We start from the raw sequence: 16,548 nt of genomic DNA on the forward strand, positions 1-16,548 counted from the left end.
GGCAGGGCAATCTGCTCGGTAACCCACGACCTTCATAGCGAGGCCCCGCCCGCGCGACCCGGGCCGACCCGGGAGCTACTCATACCGTCTGACCCACGGCGTCGCGCCACTCGTCCGGCCACCGTGGCCGACGTCTGACGCGCCCATCGCCCGACGCCGCGCCCCCGTCCCCGGGGCGCGGCGTCGTGCCGTCCTGACCGCACCGGGGCAGCGCGTGATGGCCTTCGATGGGGGTATTGGGGACCTTGGTCCCAGACGGCCGATGTGGCCGGACCGCCTCCCCTAGGGTCGGGAGCAGGGTACCGGTCGCACCCGGACCGGGACCTCGACGCAGCCCCCGCCTCTCGAAAGTGCTCCCCGTGGCCTCCCTCTCTCACTCCCCGTCGGACGCGGACGCTCCCGCCGCCGGCGGTCCCCTGGACGGCGACCGGATCGTCGTCGTCGGCGCCGGCATGACGGCCCACCGCCTGGTCGCGGGCCTGCGCTCGCGCGACCCCGAGGGCGGCTGGTCGCTCACGGTGATCGGCGACGAGCCGCACGAGCCGTACGACCGCGTGCACCTGTCCGAGTGGTTCGACGCGCGCGACGCCCAGGCGCTCACCCTGGACCGCGGCGTGTGGGACGACCCGCGCGTCACCCTCGTCACGGGTGACGCGGTCGCGACGCTCGACCGCACGGCGAGCGTCGTGACGACGCGGTCGGGCCGCCAGGTCCACTACGACCGCGCGGTGCTCGCGACGGGCTCGTGGGCGTGGACGCCGCGCGCGGAGGGCACGGACCTGCCGGGCCTGTTCACCTACCGCACGCTGGACGACGTCGAGCGGCTGGCCGAGTGGGTGCGCCTGCGCGAGCGGACGCTGGGCCGGGCGGTGCGCGGCGTCGTCGTCGGCGGTGGCGTGCTGGGTCTCGAGGCCGCAGCGGCGCTCCAGCGGCTGGGTGCCGAGGCCACGGTCGTGGAGTTCGCCGACCGGCTCATGAGCGTCCAGCTCGACCAGGGCGGCGGCGAGATGCTGCGCCTGCTGATCGAGGACCTGGGCGTCACGGTGCGCACGGGCGCGGGCGCCCACCGGTTCCTGCCCGCGGGCGACGGGTCCGTGGGGTCCGTCGAGCTCACCGACGGGTCCGCCCTGCCGACGGACGTCGTCGTCTTCTCCGTGGGCATCCGCCCGCGCGACCGCGTGGCACGTGAGGCCGGCCTGGCCATCGGCGAGCGCGGCGGCGTCGTCGTCGGCGAGGCGTGCCAGACCTCCGACCCGGGCGTGTGGGCGATCGGCGAGTGCGCGTCGGTCGACGGCGTGTGCGCGGGCCTGGTCGCGCCGGGGAACGACATGGCGGACGTCGTCGTCGACCGCTTCCTGGGCGGCGAGCGGGTGCACCGCCGCGCCGACGACGGCACCAAGCTCAAGGGCGTGGGCGTCGAGGCGGCGTCGTTCGGCGACGTGAACGCCGTGAGCGCGGGCGCGCTGGAGGTGTCGTTCGTCGACCCGATCCACCGCCGCTACCGCAAGCTCGTGCTCTCGGACGACGCGACCACGCTGCTCGGCGGCGTGTTCGTCGGCGACATCGAGCTCTACTCCGCCCTGCGGCCCCTGCTCGGCCGCCCGCTCGGCGCCGACCCCGCCGCCGTCATCGCGCCCGACGGCGAGGGCCTGGCCGAGACCGAGCTGCCGGACGAGGCCGTCGTCTGCTCGTGCAACAACGTCGACGCCGGGACGGTCCGCTCGGCCGTGACCGAGCACGGCTGCCGGACGATCGGGCAGGTCAAGGAGTGCACGACGGCCGGCACGGTGTGCGGGTCGTGCGTGCCGGCGCTCACCAAGCTGCTGAACGCCGAGCTCTCCCGGGCGGGCGTCACGGTCTCGGACGCGCTGTGCGAGCACTTCGCGATGTCCCGCGCCACGCTGTACAGGCTCGTCCGCGAGGAGGGCCTGCGGACGTTCACCGAGGTCGTCGCGGCGCACGGGACAGGGCGCGGGTGCGCCGTCTGCCGCCCGACGGTCGCGTCGATCCTCTCGACGCTGCGTCGCGGGCACGTCCTGGAGGGCGAGCAGGCCGCGCTGCAGGACACCAACGACCACGTCATGGCGAACCTGCAGAAGAACGGCACGTACTCGGTGATCCCGCGCATGCCCGGGGGAGAGGTGCGTGCCGACCAGCTCCTGGAGTTCGCGAAGGTCGCCGACGACTTCGGGCTCTACGTGCGCGTGACCGGCGGCCAGCGCCTCGCGATGTTCGGCGCGCGGCTCGACCAGCTCCCGGAGATCTGGCGGCGCCTGACGGCCGTCGGCTTCGAGTCCGGGCACGCGTACGGGAAGTCGCTGCGCACGGTGAAGACGTGCGTCGGGCGCACGTGGTGCCGGTTCGGCGTGCAGGACTCGTCGGCGATGGCGGTCCGGCTCGAGCTGCGCTACCGCGGGCTCCGCTCGCCGCACAAGATCAAGTTCGGCGTCTCCGGCTGCGCCCGCGAGTGCGCCGAGGCGCGCGGCAAGGACGTCGGCATCATCGCCACGCACAAGGGCTGGAACCTCTACGTCGGCGGCAACGGCGGGGCCCAGCCGGCGCACGCCCAGCTCCTCGCCGAGGACCTCGACGACGAGACGCTGGTCCGCTACGTCGACCGGTTCCTCATGCTCTACGTCCAGGAGGCCGACCGCCTGCAGCGCACGGCGCCGTGGGTCGCGGAGCGCGCGGGCGGGCTGGAGGAGCTGCGGCGCGTCGTCGTCGAGGACTCGCTCGGGATCGCGGACCAGCTCGAGGCCGCGATGGCCGAGCACGTGCGCGACTACGAGGACGAGTGGGGCGCGACGCTCGCCGACCCGGCCAAGCTGCGCAAGTTCACACCGTTCGTCAACGCGCCCGAGGCGATCGACGGCGACCTCGCGTTCGTCCCCGAGCGCGGCCAGGTCCGACCCGCAGCCGAGGGCGACGCCGACGCCTACCCCGACCCGCGCGCCGCGCGCGACGTCGCGCTCGCCGCGGCCCGCGCCGAGCTGGAGGACGCCCGATGAGCACGTTCGTCGACATCTGCGCGCTCGACGACCTCGACCCCGAGCGCGGGGCCGGCGCGCTCCTGGGCGACACCCAGGTCGCCGTCTTCCGGCTCGCCGACGGCACCGTGCGCGCCGTCCAGCAGCGGGACCCGTACTCGGGCGCCAACGTCATGTCGCGCGGCCTCGTCGGCACGCACCGGGTGACCGCCGACGACGGCGCGGAGCGTGACGTCAACACGGTCACCACCCCCATGCTCAAGCAGGTGTGGGACGTCGACACCGGCGAGGTGCTCGACGCCGGTGGCAAGGACCGCAGGCCGCTGACGGTGTTCGCGGCGCAGGTGCGCGACGGTCGCGTCCTGGTCGCCGACGCGCCCGGGGCGTCCGCGCCGTCGCCCTGACCGGCGGGCACGCGGGCGGAACATCGCCCGGTGAGCACGGCACGGCGGCACGACACGCGCCCGGCGGTCCGGCCCTGGTCACCCGCGATCCCCTAGCCTGACGGCATCCCGTCAGCAGGCGCGACCACGCGCCGCGCGTCGCAAGGGAGCCGCGGGTGCGCGTCCTGCTCGTCATCGACCAGTTCGAGGATCCCACCAACGGGACCACGATCTCCGCGCGTCGCTTCGCCGTCGCCCTGCGTGAGCGCGGCCACGAGGTGCGCGTCGCGTGCTGCCGAGGCGCGGCCCGCCCAGGTGGTGCCGACCCCGAGGACCGCGCGGACGGCGTCGTGCACTACCGCCTGGAACCCCGCGGTGTCCCGGGCTTCGACCGGGTGATCGCGGGGCAGGGCTGGGTCCTCGCCAAGCCCGACGACGACGTGCTGCGCGACGCCCTGCGCTGGGCCGACGTCGCGCACGTCATGTCGCCGTTCTGGCTCGGCTCCCGGACCAAGCGGCTCGCGGACGCGCTCGGCGTCCCGTCCACCGCCGCGTTCCACGTGCAGCCGGAGAACGTCACCTACAGCCTCGGCCTGGGGCGGGTCGCGCCGCTGAACCACCTCGTGTACGCGGTGTTCCGGCCGTTCTACGACCGGTTCGGGCACGTCCACTGCCCCAGCCGGTTCATCGCCGGGGAGCTGCGCGACCACGGCTACCGGGCGGCCCTGCACGTGGTGTCCAACGGCGTCGACCCCGGGTTCGTCCCGCGCACGCTGCCCAAGAGCGCCGACCTGGCCGGCCGGTTCGTCATCACCATGACCGGGCGGCTCTCGCGCGAGAAGCGGCAGGACGTGCTCCTCGACGCCGTCGGCCGGTCCCGGCACGCCGACCGCATCCAGCTCGTGCTCGCCGGGCGCGGTCCGCTCGCGGAGAGGTACGCCCAGCAGGGCGCGAGCCTGCCGCACCCACCGCGGATCGGCTTCCTCGCCCAGGACGAGCTCCGGGACGTGCTGGCCATGAGCGACCTGTACGTGCACGCCGCCGACGCGGAGATCGAGGCCCTCGGCTGCCTCGAAGCGGTCGCCACCGGCCTCGTCCCGGTGATCTCCGACTCCCGCGCGTCGGCGACCGGGCAGTTCGCGCTCGACGAGCGCAGCCTCTTCCGCGCCGGGGACGCCGCCGACCTCGCGCGCGCGATCGACTACTGGATCGAGCACGACGACGAGCGGGCCCGCATGGGTCCGGCCTATGCCGAGGTCGGCCGGGAGCACGCGCTCGAACTGTGCGTCCCCCAGATCGAGGACATGCTGCGCCAGGCGGTCGACGACGGTCAGGACGCGGTGGCCCTCAGGGCCACCGACCGGGACGACCCCGAAGGCAGGGCGCGGGGGCGCGCGCATGGCCGCTGACCGCGCGACCAGGCGCGCGACGCCGCGGCTCTGGAGCCGCTTCGACGCGGTGTTCTTCGACGTCGCGATGGCCGTCGTGCGGGGGTACGGGTACGTCGTCCACGGGCTGCGGGTCACGGGGCGCGAGCACCTCGTCTCCGAGCGCGGTGGGGTCGTCTCGATCGCCAACCACGTGCACTACCTGGACGGCCCGTGGGTCGCCGGACAGTTCCGCGGCCGTCGCGCCGCCGTCGTCTCGCAGCCCTCGAACTTCCACCTGCCCGTGGCGGGCCTCCTGGTCAGCCACCTGCTCGCCGTCCCGCTGCCCCGCGGGCCGGGAGAGCTCTCCGCGTTCGAGGCGCGACTGCGCCGGACCGTCGACGCGGGCCAGGGCGTGCACTTCTTCCCCGAGGGCGTGCTCGTCATGTACGACACGACCCTGCGCCCGTTCCAGCGCGGCGCGTTCGTGTACGCCTGCCGGCTGGGCGTGCCCGTCGTGCCGATGGTCTTCACCTACGGCCGACGGCCCTGGTGGCGCCCCCGGCCGCCGATCCACCTGACGATCCTCCCGGCCGAGCATCCCCGCGGCGCCGCTCCCGCCGACGTCGCGGAGCTCCTCACCCGCTGCCGGTCCGCGATGGAGGCGGTCGTCGCAGGGGCTCCCGACGACGTCGCCCGCCGGTGAGGACTCCCGGGCCTACAATCGCTCGTCCCGGCAACGGTGCCGGCAGCACGACCGAAGGAGTCCCGACACCCATGCTCGCCGCGTGGGGCGCGCTCGCCCTGCTCACCCTCGTCCACCTCGCCGCGCAGCTCGCGGGCGCCTCGACGCTCGCCGACGCGTCACAGTGGTTCCTCATGCCCCTCCTCGCGGTCTGCCTGTGGCTCGCCACGCGACGACGCGACGGCGGACGACGCGACGGCGGCGGTCCCGCCCGGCGCTCGCGGCTGGTCCGCCTCACGCTCGTCGCGCTGGGCTTCTCGTGGCTCGGCGACACGGCCCCCGACCTCGCCGACGGCGACACGCCGTTTCTCGTCATGGTCGGGTTCTTCCTGTGCGCCCAGGTGACGTACACGCTCGCGTTCTGGCCCTTCCGCGCGGGGTCGGTGCTGCGTCGCCCGCTCGCGCTCGCGCCGTACCTGCTCGCCTTCGTCGCACTCGTCGTCGCGTGCACGCCCGGTGCCGGGACGCTGCTCGTCCCGGTCGTCGTGTACGGCGCGTGCCTCGTGCTGATGGCCGTGACGGCGACGGGCGTCGACCGCCTCGCGGCCGTCGGCGGGGCGGTGTTCCTCGTGTCCGACGCGCTCATCGCCCTCAACGCGTTCGCGCCGTGGTACGCCCTGCCCGCGCACGGCTTCTGGGTGATGCTCACCTACGTCGTCGGGCAGGTGCTCCTCGTCCTCGGGGTGCTGCGCCGGGAGCGCGCCGCAGCGGCTCCCGTCGAGGAGAAGGGCAGCGCCGCGTGGGCGTCGACGTGACGCTTGCGCGGATCGTCCAGGAGGGGACGAGCCCGCGACGTCGTTCGACGACGTCGATCGCCGTGGTGCTCGACGACGGCGACGTGCTGGCCCGCCTCCTTCCCGCCAGCGGGTTGCCGATGCTCGCGCGTGTCGACCCCTACGGTGACGTCGTCCTCAGCGGCTCAGAGATGGAGCAGCTCCTCGACGAGTTGCACGTCCTGAGGTCCAGATCGGATCGGTCCGAAGCCGCCGTCATCGACAAGGTCGTCGCGCTGGCCGAACGGTGTCGTGGGGAACCTGGATGGGAGCTGCGGTTCGAGGGCGACTGACCCTCAGGCCTCGAGCGAGCGGACGACGCGCGCGGGCGTGCCGACGACGACGGTGCAGGCGGGGACGTCCCGGGTGACGACGGAGCCGGCCCCGACGACGGCATCGTCCCCGATGCTGACGCCGGGGAGGACGGTCACGTTCGCCCCGAGCCACACGTTGCGGCCGAGGACGACGCGCGCGGGATGCATGTCGGCGCGTCGGGCGGGGTCGAGGTCGTGGTTGAGCGTCGTGAGGACGGCGCTGTGACCGATGAGGCAGCCGTCCCCGACGACGATGCCGCCCTGGTCCTGGAACCGGCAGCCGGAGTTGATGAAGACGTCCCGGCCGAGGGTGAGGTTCTTGCCGAAGTCGGCCGTGAAGGGCGGGAAGAGGTTCACGGACTCGTGCACGGGCCTGCCCGTCAGCTCCGCGAGCAGCTCGCGGACGCGCTCGGGCGAGCGGTAGGCGCCGTTGAGCTCGCCGGCGATGCGCAGCGCCTCCTGGCTCGTGCTGTGCATGACGGCGTGCAGCGGCGAGCCGCCGGGGATCGTCCGCCCGGCGTCGAGCTCGGCCAGCAGGTCGTCCAGGTCCACGGGTCCCTCTCAGTCGGTGCGCGACGGCGCGGCGGCCGCGGTCGCGGTGGCCGCCCACGACGCGAGCAGGCGCAGCGACTCCTCGGTCGGGGAGCCCGGCGTCGCGGTGTACACGGTCATGCCGAGCCCGGGGTCGCCGTGGAGCTCGAGCGTCTGGTAGTGCAGCTCGAGGTTCCCGACGACGGGGTGGCGGAACGTCTTCTGCCCGGCGTAGTGCCGGCGCACGTCGTGGGACGCCCACAGCTCGCGGAACCGCTCGCTCCGCGTCGAGAGCTCGCCCACGAGGGCCTGGAGGCGCCAGTCGTGCGGGCTGCGGCCGGCCTCGCGGCGCAGGATCGTGACGTTCGTCCACGCCGCGCGGTCCCAGTCGGGGTAGAAGTCGTGCGACGCGGGGTCGAGGAAGATGTGCCGCGAGAAGTTCGCCGGGCCCGCGGAGCCCGCGGTCATCGGCGCGTACATCGCGTACCCGAGCGCGTTGGCTGCGACGAGGTCCATGCGGTTGTTCTGGATGAACGCGGGCGCCGTCGTGATCGCGTCGAGCAGGTACTGCAGCTCGGGGCGCACCGGGGTGTCGCCGTGGCCGCGCTGCGGGCGGGCGCCGACGGGGTTCGCGGTGCGCGCGAGGTCGAGCAGGTGCTCGCGCTCGGCCGCGTCGAGGAGCAGGGCACGCGCCACCGACTCGAGCACGACGTCGGACACGCCCCGCAGGTTTCCGCGCTCGAGCCGCGTGTAGTAGTCCACGCTCACGCCGGCGAGCCGCGCGACCTCGTCGCGGCGTAGTCCCGCGACGCGGCGACGGCCGCCGAACGTCTCGATGCCGGCCTGCTCGGGGGTCACCCGGGCCCGGCGGCTCATGAGGAACTCGCGCACCTCGGAACGGTTGTCCATGGCCTCCACGTCTTTCACGGTACGTCGGGACGACGGCGGGCCGCGCGGGCGGGAGTGCCGTGGCCTCCCACCCGCGCGGGGGCACGTCAGCCCGGGTACTCCTCGGGGGCGAGGAGGTCGCCCCACGTCGTCTCGGGCTCGTCGACGCCGGGCGCGGGCGCCTCCCACAGCGCGAGATGGCACAGGAAGCTGTCACCGCTCGCGCCGTGCCAGTGCCACTCGCCCGGGGGCGTGTAGACGGTGTCGCCCGGCCGGAGCTCGACGACCTCCTCGCCCCGCGACTGCACGTAGCCGAACCCCTCGGTGACGTGCAGCGTCTGCCCGACGGCGTGCCGGTGCCACGCGGTGTGCGCGCCGGGGGCGAAGCGGACGAGATTCAGGCGCGCCCGCGACGGCTCCGTGCCCGCGTAGTAGGAGTTGAACCAGACGTCACCGGTGAACCACGAGGCGGGTCCCTTCACGGTCGGCGTCGTCGGTTGCCTCTCGGTGCTCATGTCTCTCCTCCTGTCAGGACGTCGTTCAGAACGCGACGAGCGTCTTGAGGGACTCGCGGCGGTCCATCGCGGCGTAGCCCTCGGCGATGTCGTCGATCGCGACGGTCTTGTCGAACACCCGGCCGGGGTCGATCTCGCCGCGGAGCACCTGCGGGATCGCATCCTCGAGGTACGCGCGGACGGGTGCGGGCCCGCCGGTGAGCGTGATGTTGCGGCCGAAGAGCGAGCCGAACCCGACCGGTGCGTCCTCGTACTGCTGGACGCCGACGCGGCTGATCACGCCCCCCGCGCGCACGACGCCGTAGGACTGCTCGTAGGCGGGCATGTGCCCGACGGCCTCCAGCACGACGTGGCTGCCCAGGCCGCCGGTGAGGTCACGGACCCGCTGGATCCCCTCGGCGCCCCGCTCGGCGACGACGTCGGTCGCGCCCCACTCGCGCCCCAGGTCGGTCCGCGACGTGTGGCGGCCCATGAGGATGATGCGCTCGGCGCCCATCTGCCGTGCGGCGAGCACGGCGGACAGCCCGACGGCGCCGTCGCCGATGACGGTGACGGTCGTCCGCGCGGAGACGCGTGCCATGTGCGCCGCGTGGTAGCCGGTGAGGTACACGTCCGAGAGGGTGAGCAGCGAGGGGAGGAGCGGGCTCGTCTCGTCGACGTCCGGCACGGCGACGAGGCTGCCGTCCGCGAGCGGGATGCGCGCGAGCTCGGCCTGCTGGCCACCGACGTCTCCGGGGTTGCCGTAGAACCCGCCGTGCGGGCACGCGGTCTGGAAGCCGTCGCGGCACACGGGGCACGTGTTGTCCGACCACGCGAACGGCGCGATGACGAGGTCGCCCGTGCGGACGGTCGTGACGGCTGACCCGGTCTCCTCGACGACGCCGAGGAGCTCGTGCCCGATCGGGACGCCCTGGTCGGTGTGCGCCATGGAACGGTAGGGGTGCAGGTCGGACCCGCAGACGCACGCGCGCACCGTGCGCACGATCGCGTCGGTCGGCTCGACGATCGTCGGGTCGGGGCGGGTCTCGACGCGGACGTCGCCCGCGCCGTAGATGACGGTGGCCTTCAAGGAGCTCTCCGTTGCCGGTGGGGATCAGGTGCGATCACCATTCGACACCCGGTGCGCGACCACCTGGGAGTCCCGCTCCAACAGGGTCCTGGCAGTACCTGGTTCGGGATCGGTGACGAGGATCCCGAGCGGCGCCTCGCCGCGGCCCGGATGTCAGACAGGCCTCAGCGCCAGGTCGTCGGATCCCACGGGTTGACGGTCTCGACCTCGAGCGGAGCGAAGTGCCTGACGTTGCGTGTGGCGACCACCGCTTCCCGGGATCGTGCGGTCGCGGCGATGACGGCGTCGTCGAGAGGGGCGTGCTCCGGCACGCGGAAGGTGGCGAGGACTCGTGCCGCGGCGAGATCAAAGGGTGCGACGCGCTCTGCGAAGGCGGGGAGGACGTTCTCCTCGAACCATCGGCGCAGGATCATGCCCTGAGCGGCGTCCTCCCGTCCCTTGGCAACGATCCCGCGCTCGATCTCGGCGATCGTCGGTGCAGCGACGTACTGGTCGCGGACCGGGATCGAGGACGCCCAACGCTCGACGGTGGGATGGCGTCCTCGAACGCGCAGCGCCGACACGACGTTGGTGTCGAGGAGATACCTCACAGGTCGACGTCGCGCGACGTCAGGCCGACGCGCTGCGGCTCGAACTCGATGTCGGCGCCCTCGTCCGTCCCGAGCAGGTCGACCATGGTCACCGGGTCGCGGGCAAGTGCCGTCGTGAGCAGACTCCGGGCCTCTGCCTCCACTGAACGGTGGTGCTGCTTCGCGCGTGCGCGGAGGGCTGCTTTGGTGCCGGCAGGGAGATTGCGGATGAGGACCTGTTCCATGGATCACCTCCGATATCATTGACACGATATCACCCGCGGCCCACGGGCTTGACAAGGCCTCAGGCGCGAGCAGGGGCGGAGCGCGCGATCCGGTCGACGAGCTGCAGCGGGTCAGGGATGCGCCCGCCGCCGGGGAGGTCCGTGACCAGTCGTGCCGCGGAGCCCAGGTCGATCCCCGTCGCGGTGACGTGGAGCGGACGGGCACTCGCGCCGCGCAGGACGTCAACGGCGTGCGCCGCGGACCGGAACGGCGTCTTCGCGACACCGATCACCGTCGGAGCAGCACCCGACCGCGCCACGTGTGCCCCCAGGCCCGGAGTTCCGTCCGCGTCGAGCGTCACGTAGCCGTCGATGATCAGCAGGTCGAGAGCAGGGACCTGCGAGAGTACGGCGAGCAGCGGCGGGAGCTCGCGCTCGAAGAACCGTCCGGGCACGTACGGCGCGACGGTGGGTACCCAGACCGTCCGTGTCTCCAGCACGTTCCGGAACGTCGGGTCCGCGGCGACGACGACCGCGGCGTTCGCCCCGCCGTCGGGCGGGTAGTGGACGTCCACCGCCGCCGAGAGTCCGTGCCGGAGGGAGGCGCGGTCCGACGGCGGCGGGCGCATCGGCTCGTGCCTCAGCCGACGGCCGTGACCGGCGAGGCGAGCGGCGTGCCCGACCCGTCGCGGCGCTGGTCGACCTCGGGCAGGTCGACGGCCTGGCCGCCGGAGCCCGTGGCACGGGCGGGGCCCTGCCCCACCCACGCGAGGATCAGCGCGTCCTCGCCCTTGAGGAACCGCTGGGCACGGACGCCGCCGGTGCCGCGGCCCTTGCCGGGGTAGAGCTCGTACGGCGTGACCTTGCCGGCCCCGGTCTGGGTGCCCGCGAGGGCGCCCGACGACCCGGCGACGGTGACGACGACCCCGAGGTCGCGCACGTCGGCCGGTACGACGCCGAAGAACGCGACGCGGTGGCCGTCGGCGAGCCGGATCCCGGCCATGCCGCCGGCCGCGCGTCCCTGCGGTCGCACGGCCGACGCGTCGAAGTGCAGCAGCGACGCGTCGGTGCTGATGAACACGACCTCGTCCGCGTCGGTCGCGGGCGCCGCGCCGACGACGGTGTCGCCGTCCTTGAGGCCGATGACCTCCCAGTCGTCGCGGTTGTTCGGCACGTCGCCCGGGGTGACGCGCTTGACGACGCCCTGCGCCGTGCCGAGGGCGAGCGGGGGAGCGTCCGCGTCGAGCGACGCGATCGTCACGGCCTCCTCGCCGGGATCGAGCGCGACGACCTCGCTGAGCGGCACGCCGCCGGACAGGCTCGGCGCGTTGTCGGTGGGCGGCAGCGCGGGCAGGTCGAGCACGGACACGCGGACCATGCGCCCGCGGCTCGTCACGAGGCCGACCTCGCCGCGCGCCGTCGTGCGCACGACGGCCCGCAGCACGTCGTGGGCGGCGCGGGGCCCGCTGCGCGCGGGCTCCGTCTCGTCGCTCGTGCGCGCGAGCAGACCGGTGGCCGAGAACAGCGCCCAGCAGGGCGTGTCCGCGACCTCGAGCGGCACGGCCGCGGTCGTGGTCGGCGCAGCGCCGGCGGACTCCAGGAGGATGGTGCGGCGCGGCGTCCCGTACGTCTTGGCGACGTCCGCCATCTCGCCCGAGACCACGGCCCGGAGCTTCGCGTCGCTGCCGAGGATCTCCTGCAGCTCCTCGATCTCGCGGCGCAGCGTCTCCTGCTCCTTCTCGAGCTCGATGCGGGAGAACTTGGTGAGGCGGCGCAGCTGGAGCTCGAGGATGTACTCCGCCTGCGGCTCGGACAGGTCGAACACGGTCTGGAGGCGTCCGCGGGCCGTCGCGGTGTCGTCCGAGGACCGGATCACCTGGATGACCTCGTCGATGTCGACGATGGCGATGAGCAGGCCGTCCACGAGGTGGAGCCGCTCGGACCGCTTGCGCAGCCGGTGGGCCGAGCGCCGGCGGACCACGTCGATCCGGTGGTTCACCCACACCGTGAGCATCTCGCGCAGGCCGAGCGTGCGCGGCTGCCCGTCGACGAGCGCGACGTTGTTCATGCCGAACGAGTCCTCGAGCGGCGTGAACTTGTAGAGCTGCTCCAGCACCGCCTCGGGGTTGAAGCCCGTCTTCACCTCGACGACGATCCGCAGCCCGTGCTCGCGGTCCGTGAGGTCGGTCGCGGCGGTGATGCCCTGGATCTTCTTGGTCTTGACGCCCTCGGCGATCTTCTCGATCACCTTCTCCGGCCCGACGAGGTAGGGCAGCTCGGTGATGACGATGCCCTTGCGGCGCGGGGTGAGGTTCTCCACCCGCGCGGTGGCGCGCGTGCGGAAGGTGCCGCGGCCGGTGCGGTAGGCGTCGCGCACGCCGTCGAGCCCGACGATCTTGCCGCCCGTCGGCAGGTCGGGGCCGGGGACGAACCGCATGAGCGCGTCGAGGTCGGCGTCCGGGTGCGCGACGAGGTGGCGTGCCGCGGCGACGACCTCGACGAGGTTGTGCGGCGCCATGTTGGTCGCCATGCCGACCGCGATGCCCGACGCCCCGTTGACGAGCAGGTTGGGGATCGCCGCCGGCAGCACCTCCGGCTGCTGGAGCTTGTTGTCGTAGTTCGGGACGAAGTCGACGACGTCCTCGTCCAGCCCGGCCGTCATCGCGAGCGACGGGGGAGCGAGGCGCGCCTCGGTGTACCGGGACGCGGCGGGGCCGTCGTCGAGCGTGCCGAAGTTGCCGTGCCCGTCGACGAGCGGGAGGCGCAGCGAGAAGTCCTGCGAGAGGCGCACGAGCGCGTCGTAGATCGCGGCGTCCCCGTGCGGGTGCAGCTTGCCCATGACCTCGCCGACGACACGCGCGGACTTCACGTGCGCGCGGTCGGGGCGCAGCCCCATGTCGGCCATCATGTAGAGGATGCGGCGCTGGACGGGCTTGAGGCCGTCACGAGCGTCGGGCAGCGCGCGGGAGTAGATGACGGAGTAGGCGTACTCGAGGAACGACGTCTCCATCTCCGCCTGGACGTCGACGTCGACGATCTTCTCGTTCACCTCGGCCGGGTCGAGCGAGGGGGTCGAGGACTTGCGCGCCATGTGCCTGCGGGCTCCTGCCGTTCGGTGCGCCGCGAGGGCGCGGGATCTGTGCCGGCGTGCGCCGGGGGTGGCGTGCTGCGGTTGCGCGCCGCACGCGAGGGTACGCCAACCGTCCGACACGCCGCGTCGCGATGTCTGTCGAGGGACCATTGTCCTCCCAGGTCGGGCCGGGGTGGCGCAGGCGCACCGCGCCGGGGACCGCATAGCCTGGGGGCGTGAGCGACGGCGGCGCAGCCGGGCGGGGCCCGGACCGGTACCCGGTGGAGTGGGAGGCGGACGTCGTCCTGCGCGACGGGACGACGACGCACGTGCGCCCCATCCGTCCCGAGGACGCCGACGCGCTGCAGCGGTTCCACGTGGGCCAGTCCGAGCGCTCGACCTACCTGCGCTTCTTCGCCCCCATGGAGCGGCTGTCGGAGCGCGACCTGGACCGGTTCACGCGCGTCGACCACGTCGACCGCGTCGCGCTCGTCGCCGTCCGTCCGCGCGACGGCGCGGACGGCGGTGCCTCGGACCCGGCAGCCGAGGAGCGGGCCGACGACGTCGGCGAGGACATCATCGGCGTCGCGCGCTTCGACCGCACGGGCACGAGCGAGGCCGAGGTCGCCTTCAACATCGCCGACTCGGCCCAGGGCCGGGGGCTGGGCTCCGTGCTGCTCGAGCACGTCGCGGCGGCCGCGCGCGAGCGCGGCGTGCGGCGCTTCACCGCCGAGGTGCTGCCGCAGAACGGCAAGATGCTTGCCGTCTTCCGTGAGGCCGGGTACGACGTGCGCCAGCAGATGGACGACGGGTTCGTCCAGGTGAGCGTCGACCTCGACCCGACGGAACGGTCCCGGGCCGTCATGGCGGACCGCGAGCACCGCGCGGAGGCGCGGAGCATGCAGGGGCTGCTCGGGGCGACGAGCGTCGTGCTCGTGGGGCCCGGCGTGCCGCCGGGCGAAGGGCCGGACCACGCCGGCGCACCTCTCGACCGCGTCCTCGCGCACCGTGCCCTGGCCGCGCTCGTGCGCAGCCCGGACGTGACCGTCCACGTGGTGGGGGGCGCGGGCGTGCCCGACGGCGGGGCGGCGGCCCGTGCCCACGCCACCCTCGCCGACGTCCCCGGCCCGGTGGACCTCGCGGTCGTCGCGCTGCCGCCGCCGGACGCGATCGAGGCGGTCCGCCAGCTCGCGCGCCTCGAGGTGCGCGGCGTCGTCGTGCTGTCCGCCGGGTTCGCCGAGACCGGGCCGGACGGGCTCGCGCTCCAGCGCGAGCTCCTGCGCGTCGCCCACACGGCGGGGCTGCGCGTCGTCGGGCCTGCGAGCTACGGCCTGCTGCGCACGGGCGAGACCCGCGAGCGGCCCGCGCTCGCGGCGACGCTCGCCGAGGACCTGCCGCTGCCTGGCGTCGTCGGGCTGTTCAGCCAGTCCGCGCCCATGGCCGTCACGCTGCTCGCCACGACGGCGCGACGCGGGCTGGGCGTGTCGTCGTTCCTGTCCGCGGGCCACCGCGCGGACGTGTCGGGCAACGACCTCATGCAGTACTGGCAGGACGACGCCGCGACGCAGGTGGTCTGCCTGTACCTCGAGTCGATCGGCAACCCGCGCAAGTTCTCGCGCATCGCGCGCCGCCTCGCGTCGGTCAAGCCCGTCGTGGTCGTCACGGCCGGGCGCTCGGGCCAGGTCGTGCCGCCGGGCCACGCCGTGCGGTCGACGCGCGCGCCCCGCCGCACGCTCGAGGAGATGCTGCGCCAGTCGGGCGTGATCCGGGCCGAGAACACGCACCACATGATCGACATCGCCCAGCTCCTCGCGCACCAGCCGCTCCCGGGCGGGCGCCGCGTCGGCATCCTCGCCAGCTCGGCGTCGCTCGCCGCGCTCGTCGCGGAGGCGTCGTCGTCGGCGGGCCTCGTCGTCGCGCGGTCGGACTTCCTGCCCGAGGACGCGTCGTCGGACGAGCTCGCCGCCACGGTCGACGCGCTCTACGCGCCGGACGCGTGCGACGTCGTCGTGGTGGTCCAGGTCCCCGTGGTGCACCCCCGCCGCGCGGACCTCTCCCGGGCCGTCGCGCTCGCGGCAGCGCGCACCGGCCGCACGACCGTCGCGAGCATGCTGGGGCTCCACGGCCTCACCGACGAGCTCTCGGCCCCGGCACCCGACGGCGGCGCGTCCGACACCCTGCTGCGGGTCCCCGCCTACTCCACGCCCGAGGACGCGGTCGCCGCGCTCGGCGCCGTCGTGCGCTACGCCCGCTGGCGCGAGGCGGACCACGGGACGCCCGTGCGCCCCGCGGGCGTCGACGCGGGCCGCGCCCGCGCCCTCGTCGAGGGCGCCCTGGCGGGCCGGGACGCCGTCGACCTCGACCCGGCGACGACCGCCGACCTGCTCGCGTGCTACGGCGTCCGCGTGTGGCCCGCCCGCCGCGTCCGGACCGCCGACGAGGCCGTCGCGGCCGCGCGCGAGATCGGCTGGCCCGTCGCGCTCAAGAGCACGGCGGCCGGGCTGCGCCACCGGGCGGACCTCGGCGGCGTGCGCCTCGACATCGCGGACGAGACGGAGCTGCGGTCCGACGTCGCGCAGATGCGCGAGGCGCTCGCGGCCGTGCTGCCGGGCGCGGCCGACCAGCCGTTCGAGGTGCAGGCGATGGCCGACGCGGGCGTCGCGTGCGTGGTGCGCTCGACGGAGGACCAGCTCTTCGGGCCCGTCGTGTCGTTCGGCCTCGCGGGCGACGCGGTCGACCTCCTGGGCGACGTCGCGTACGGGGTGCCGCCGCTGACCGACGTGGACGTCGCGGCCATGGTGCGCTCGGTGCGCGCGGCACCGCGGCTCTTCGGGTACATGGGCACGCACGTCGTGGCCACGGCCGCGCTCGAGGACGTCCTGGCGCGGGTGTCCGTGCTCGCGGACGACCTGCCCGAGGTGCGCAGCCTCGAGCTGTACCCCGTCGTGGTGTCCGAGCACGAGGCCGCGGTCCTCAGCGCGCGCGTCACGCTCGCAGACGCCCAGCGCGCCGACGCGCTGCGCCGCGCCCTGCCCGGCTGAGGTCCGCCCCGGCCGTCCACAGGTGGCGAGGGCGGGTGGCCGCAGTCGCTCCCCGGATGGGAGAATGCGCGG

General features: G+C 74.2%; 14 protein-coding genes and 2 pseudogenes. 7 read left to right on the forward strand and 9 right to left on the reverse strand.

The genetic code is table 11. The annotated features are described in order from the left end of the window. Positions 1-359: 359 nt before the first annotated feature. The 6 genes from nirB (at position 360) to ACZ402_RS19070 (ending at position 6,548) form a co-directional block, all read left to right on the forward strand. Positions 360-3,008 (forward strand): nitrite reductase large subunit NirB, encoded by a 2,649-nt coding sequence (gene nirB / locus ACZ402_RS19045; RefSeq protein ID WP_375825725.1) that lies wholly within the window; start codon positions 360-362, stop codon positions 3,006-3,008. Then, positions 3,005-3,391, forward strand: a complete 387-nt coding sequence (locus ACZ402_RS19050; RefSeq protein WP_375825724.1) for a nitrite reductase (NAD(P)H) small subunit — start codon at positions 3,005-3,007, stop codon at positions 3,389-3,391. The genes nirB and ACZ402_RS19050 overlap by 4 nt, the downstream gene beginning before the upstream one ends. Positions 3,392-3,546: 155 nt before the next feature. Further along, entirely contained in the window at positions 3,547-4,779 is a 1,233-nt protein-coding gene (locus tag ACZ402_RS19055; protein ID WP_375825723.1) for a glycosyltransferase, read from the forward strand. Beyond that, positions 4,769-5,443, forward strand: a complete 675-nt coding sequence (locus ACZ402_RS19060) for a lysophospholipid acyltransferase family protein (protein WP_375825722.1) — start codon at positions 4,769-4,771, stop codon at positions 5,441-5,443. Before ACZ402_RS19055 ends, ACZ402_RS19060 begins: the two co-directional genes overlap by 11 nt. 71 nt (positions 5,444-5,514) lie before the next feature. Beyond that, a complete protein-coding gene (locus ACZ402_RS19065; protein WP_375825721.1) occupies positions 5,515-6,237 on the forward strand; it encodes a lysoplasmalogenase in 723 nt (240 codons plus the stop codon). Then, positions 6,222-6,548, forward strand: a complete 327-nt coding sequence (locus ACZ402_RS19070) for a hypothetical protein (RefSeq protein WP_375825719.1) — start codon at positions 6,222-6,224, stop codon at positions 6,546-6,548. The genes ACZ402_RS19065 and ACZ402_RS19070 overlap by 16 nt, the downstream gene beginning before the upstream one ends. Positions 6,549-6,551: 3 nt before the next feature. Here the strand turns inward: ACZ402_RS19070 and ACZ402_RS19075 are convergent, their stop codons facing one another. From ACZ402_RS19075 to ACZ402_RS19115, 9 genes and pseudogenes are all read right to left on the reverse strand, one after another. Further along, positions 6,552-7,121, reverse strand: coding sequence for a DapH/DapD/GlmU-related protein (locus ACZ402_RS19075; RefSeq protein ID WP_375825718.1), 570 nt, complete (start codon positions 7,119-7,121; stop codon positions 6,552-6,554). 9 nt (positions 7,122-7,130) lie between these two features. Beyond that, positions 7,131-8,009 carry a helix-turn-helix transcriptional regulator gene (locus ACZ402_RS19080; RefSeq protein ID WP_375825717.1) on the reverse strand — a complete coding sequence of 293 codons (879 nt, stop codon included), beginning with the start codon at positions 8,007-8,009 and terminating at the stop codon, positions 7,131-7,133. 86 nt (positions 8,010-8,095) lie between these two features. After that, positions 8,096-8,503 carry a (R)-mandelonitrile lyase gene (locus tag ACZ402_RS19085; protein WP_353709395.1) on the reverse strand — a complete coding sequence of 136 codons (408 nt, stop codon included), beginning with the start codon at positions 8,501-8,503 and terminating at the stop codon, positions 8,096-8,098. Between the two features lie 25 nt (positions 8,504-8,528). Then, positions 8,529-9,119: pseudogene (locus ACZ402_RS19090) on the reverse strand (zinc-binding dehydrogenase); the annotation flags it as partial. Positions 9,120-9,176: 57 nt separating this feature from the next. After that, positions 9,177-9,572 (reverse strand): annotated as a pseudogene (locus ACZ402_RS19095) (alcohol dehydrogenase catalytic domain-containing protein); the annotation flags it as partial. 164 nt (positions 9,573-9,736) lie between these two features. Then, on the reverse strand, positions 9,737-10,162 hold the full coding sequence (locus tag ACZ402_RS19100; protein WP_375825716.1) for a type II toxin-antitoxin system VapC family toxin: 426 nt from the start codon (positions 10,160-10,162) through the stop codon (positions 9,737-9,739). Then, positions 10,159-10,386, reverse strand: a complete 228-nt coding sequence (locus ACZ402_RS19105) for a FitA-like ribbon-helix-helix domain-containing protein (RefSeq protein WP_087471891.1) — start codon at positions 10,384-10,386, stop codon at positions 10,159-10,161. The genes ACZ402_RS19100 and ACZ402_RS19105 overlap by 4 nt, the downstream gene beginning before the upstream one ends. Positions 10,387-10,445: 59 nt before the next feature. After that, positions 10,446-10,940 (reverse strand): endonuclease V, encoded by a 495-nt coding sequence (locus ACZ402_RS19110; protein WP_375825715.1) that lies wholly within the window; start codon positions 10,938-10,940, stop codon positions 10,446-10,448. A gap of 65 nt (positions 10,941-11,005) precedes the next feature. Next, positions 11,006-13,456 (reverse strand): DNA gyrase/topoisomerase IV subunit A, encoded by a 2,451-nt coding sequence (locus ACZ402_RS19115; protein ID WP_375825714.1) that lies wholly within the window; start codon positions 13,454-13,456, stop codon positions 11,006-11,008. A gap of 215 nt (positions 13,457-13,671) precedes the next feature. Here ACZ402_RS19115 and ACZ402_RS19120 point away from each other — a divergent pair, with 215 nt between their 5' ends. Beyond that, a complete protein-coding gene (locus tag ACZ402_RS19120) occupies positions 13,672-16,476 on the forward strand; it encodes a bifunctional acetate--CoA ligase family protein/GNAT family N-acetyltransferase (protein WP_375825713.1) in 2,805 nt (934 codons plus the stop codon). The last annotated feature ends 72 nt before the right edge of the window (positions 16,477-16,548 follow it).

The organism is Cellulosimicrobium sp. NPDC030954, assembly GCF_055571305.1.

Coding starts and splice junctions, on each gene's coding strand:
- ACZ402_RS19050 (WP_375825724.1), top strand. CDS start 3,005: ATGAGCACGTTCGTCGACATCTGCGCGCTCGACGACCTCGACCCCGAG.
- ACZ402_RS19065 (WP_375825721.1), top strand. CDS start 5,515: ATGCTCGCCGCGTGGGGCGCGCTCGCCCTGCTCACCCTCGTCCACCTC.
- ACZ402_RS19080 (WP_375825717.1), bottom strand. CDS start 8,009: ATGGACAACCGTTCCGAGGTGCGCGAGTTCCTCATGAGCCGCCGGGCC.
- ACZ402_RS19085 (WP_353709395.1), bottom strand. CDS start 8,503: ATGAGCACCGAGAGGCAACCGACGACGCCGACCGTGAAGGGACCCGCC.
- ACZ402_RS19115 (WP_375825714.1), bottom strand. CDS start 13,456: ATGGCGCGCAAGTCCTCGACCCCCTCGCTCGACCCGGCCGAGGTGAAC.
- ACZ402_RS19105 (WP_087471891.1), bottom strand. CDS start 10,386: ATGGAACAGGTCCTCATCCGCAATCTCCCTGCCGGCACCAAAGCAGCC.
- ACZ402_RS19060 (WP_375825722.1), top strand. CDS start 4,769: ATGGCCGCTGACCGCGCGACCAGGCGCGCGACGCCGCGGCTCTGGAGC.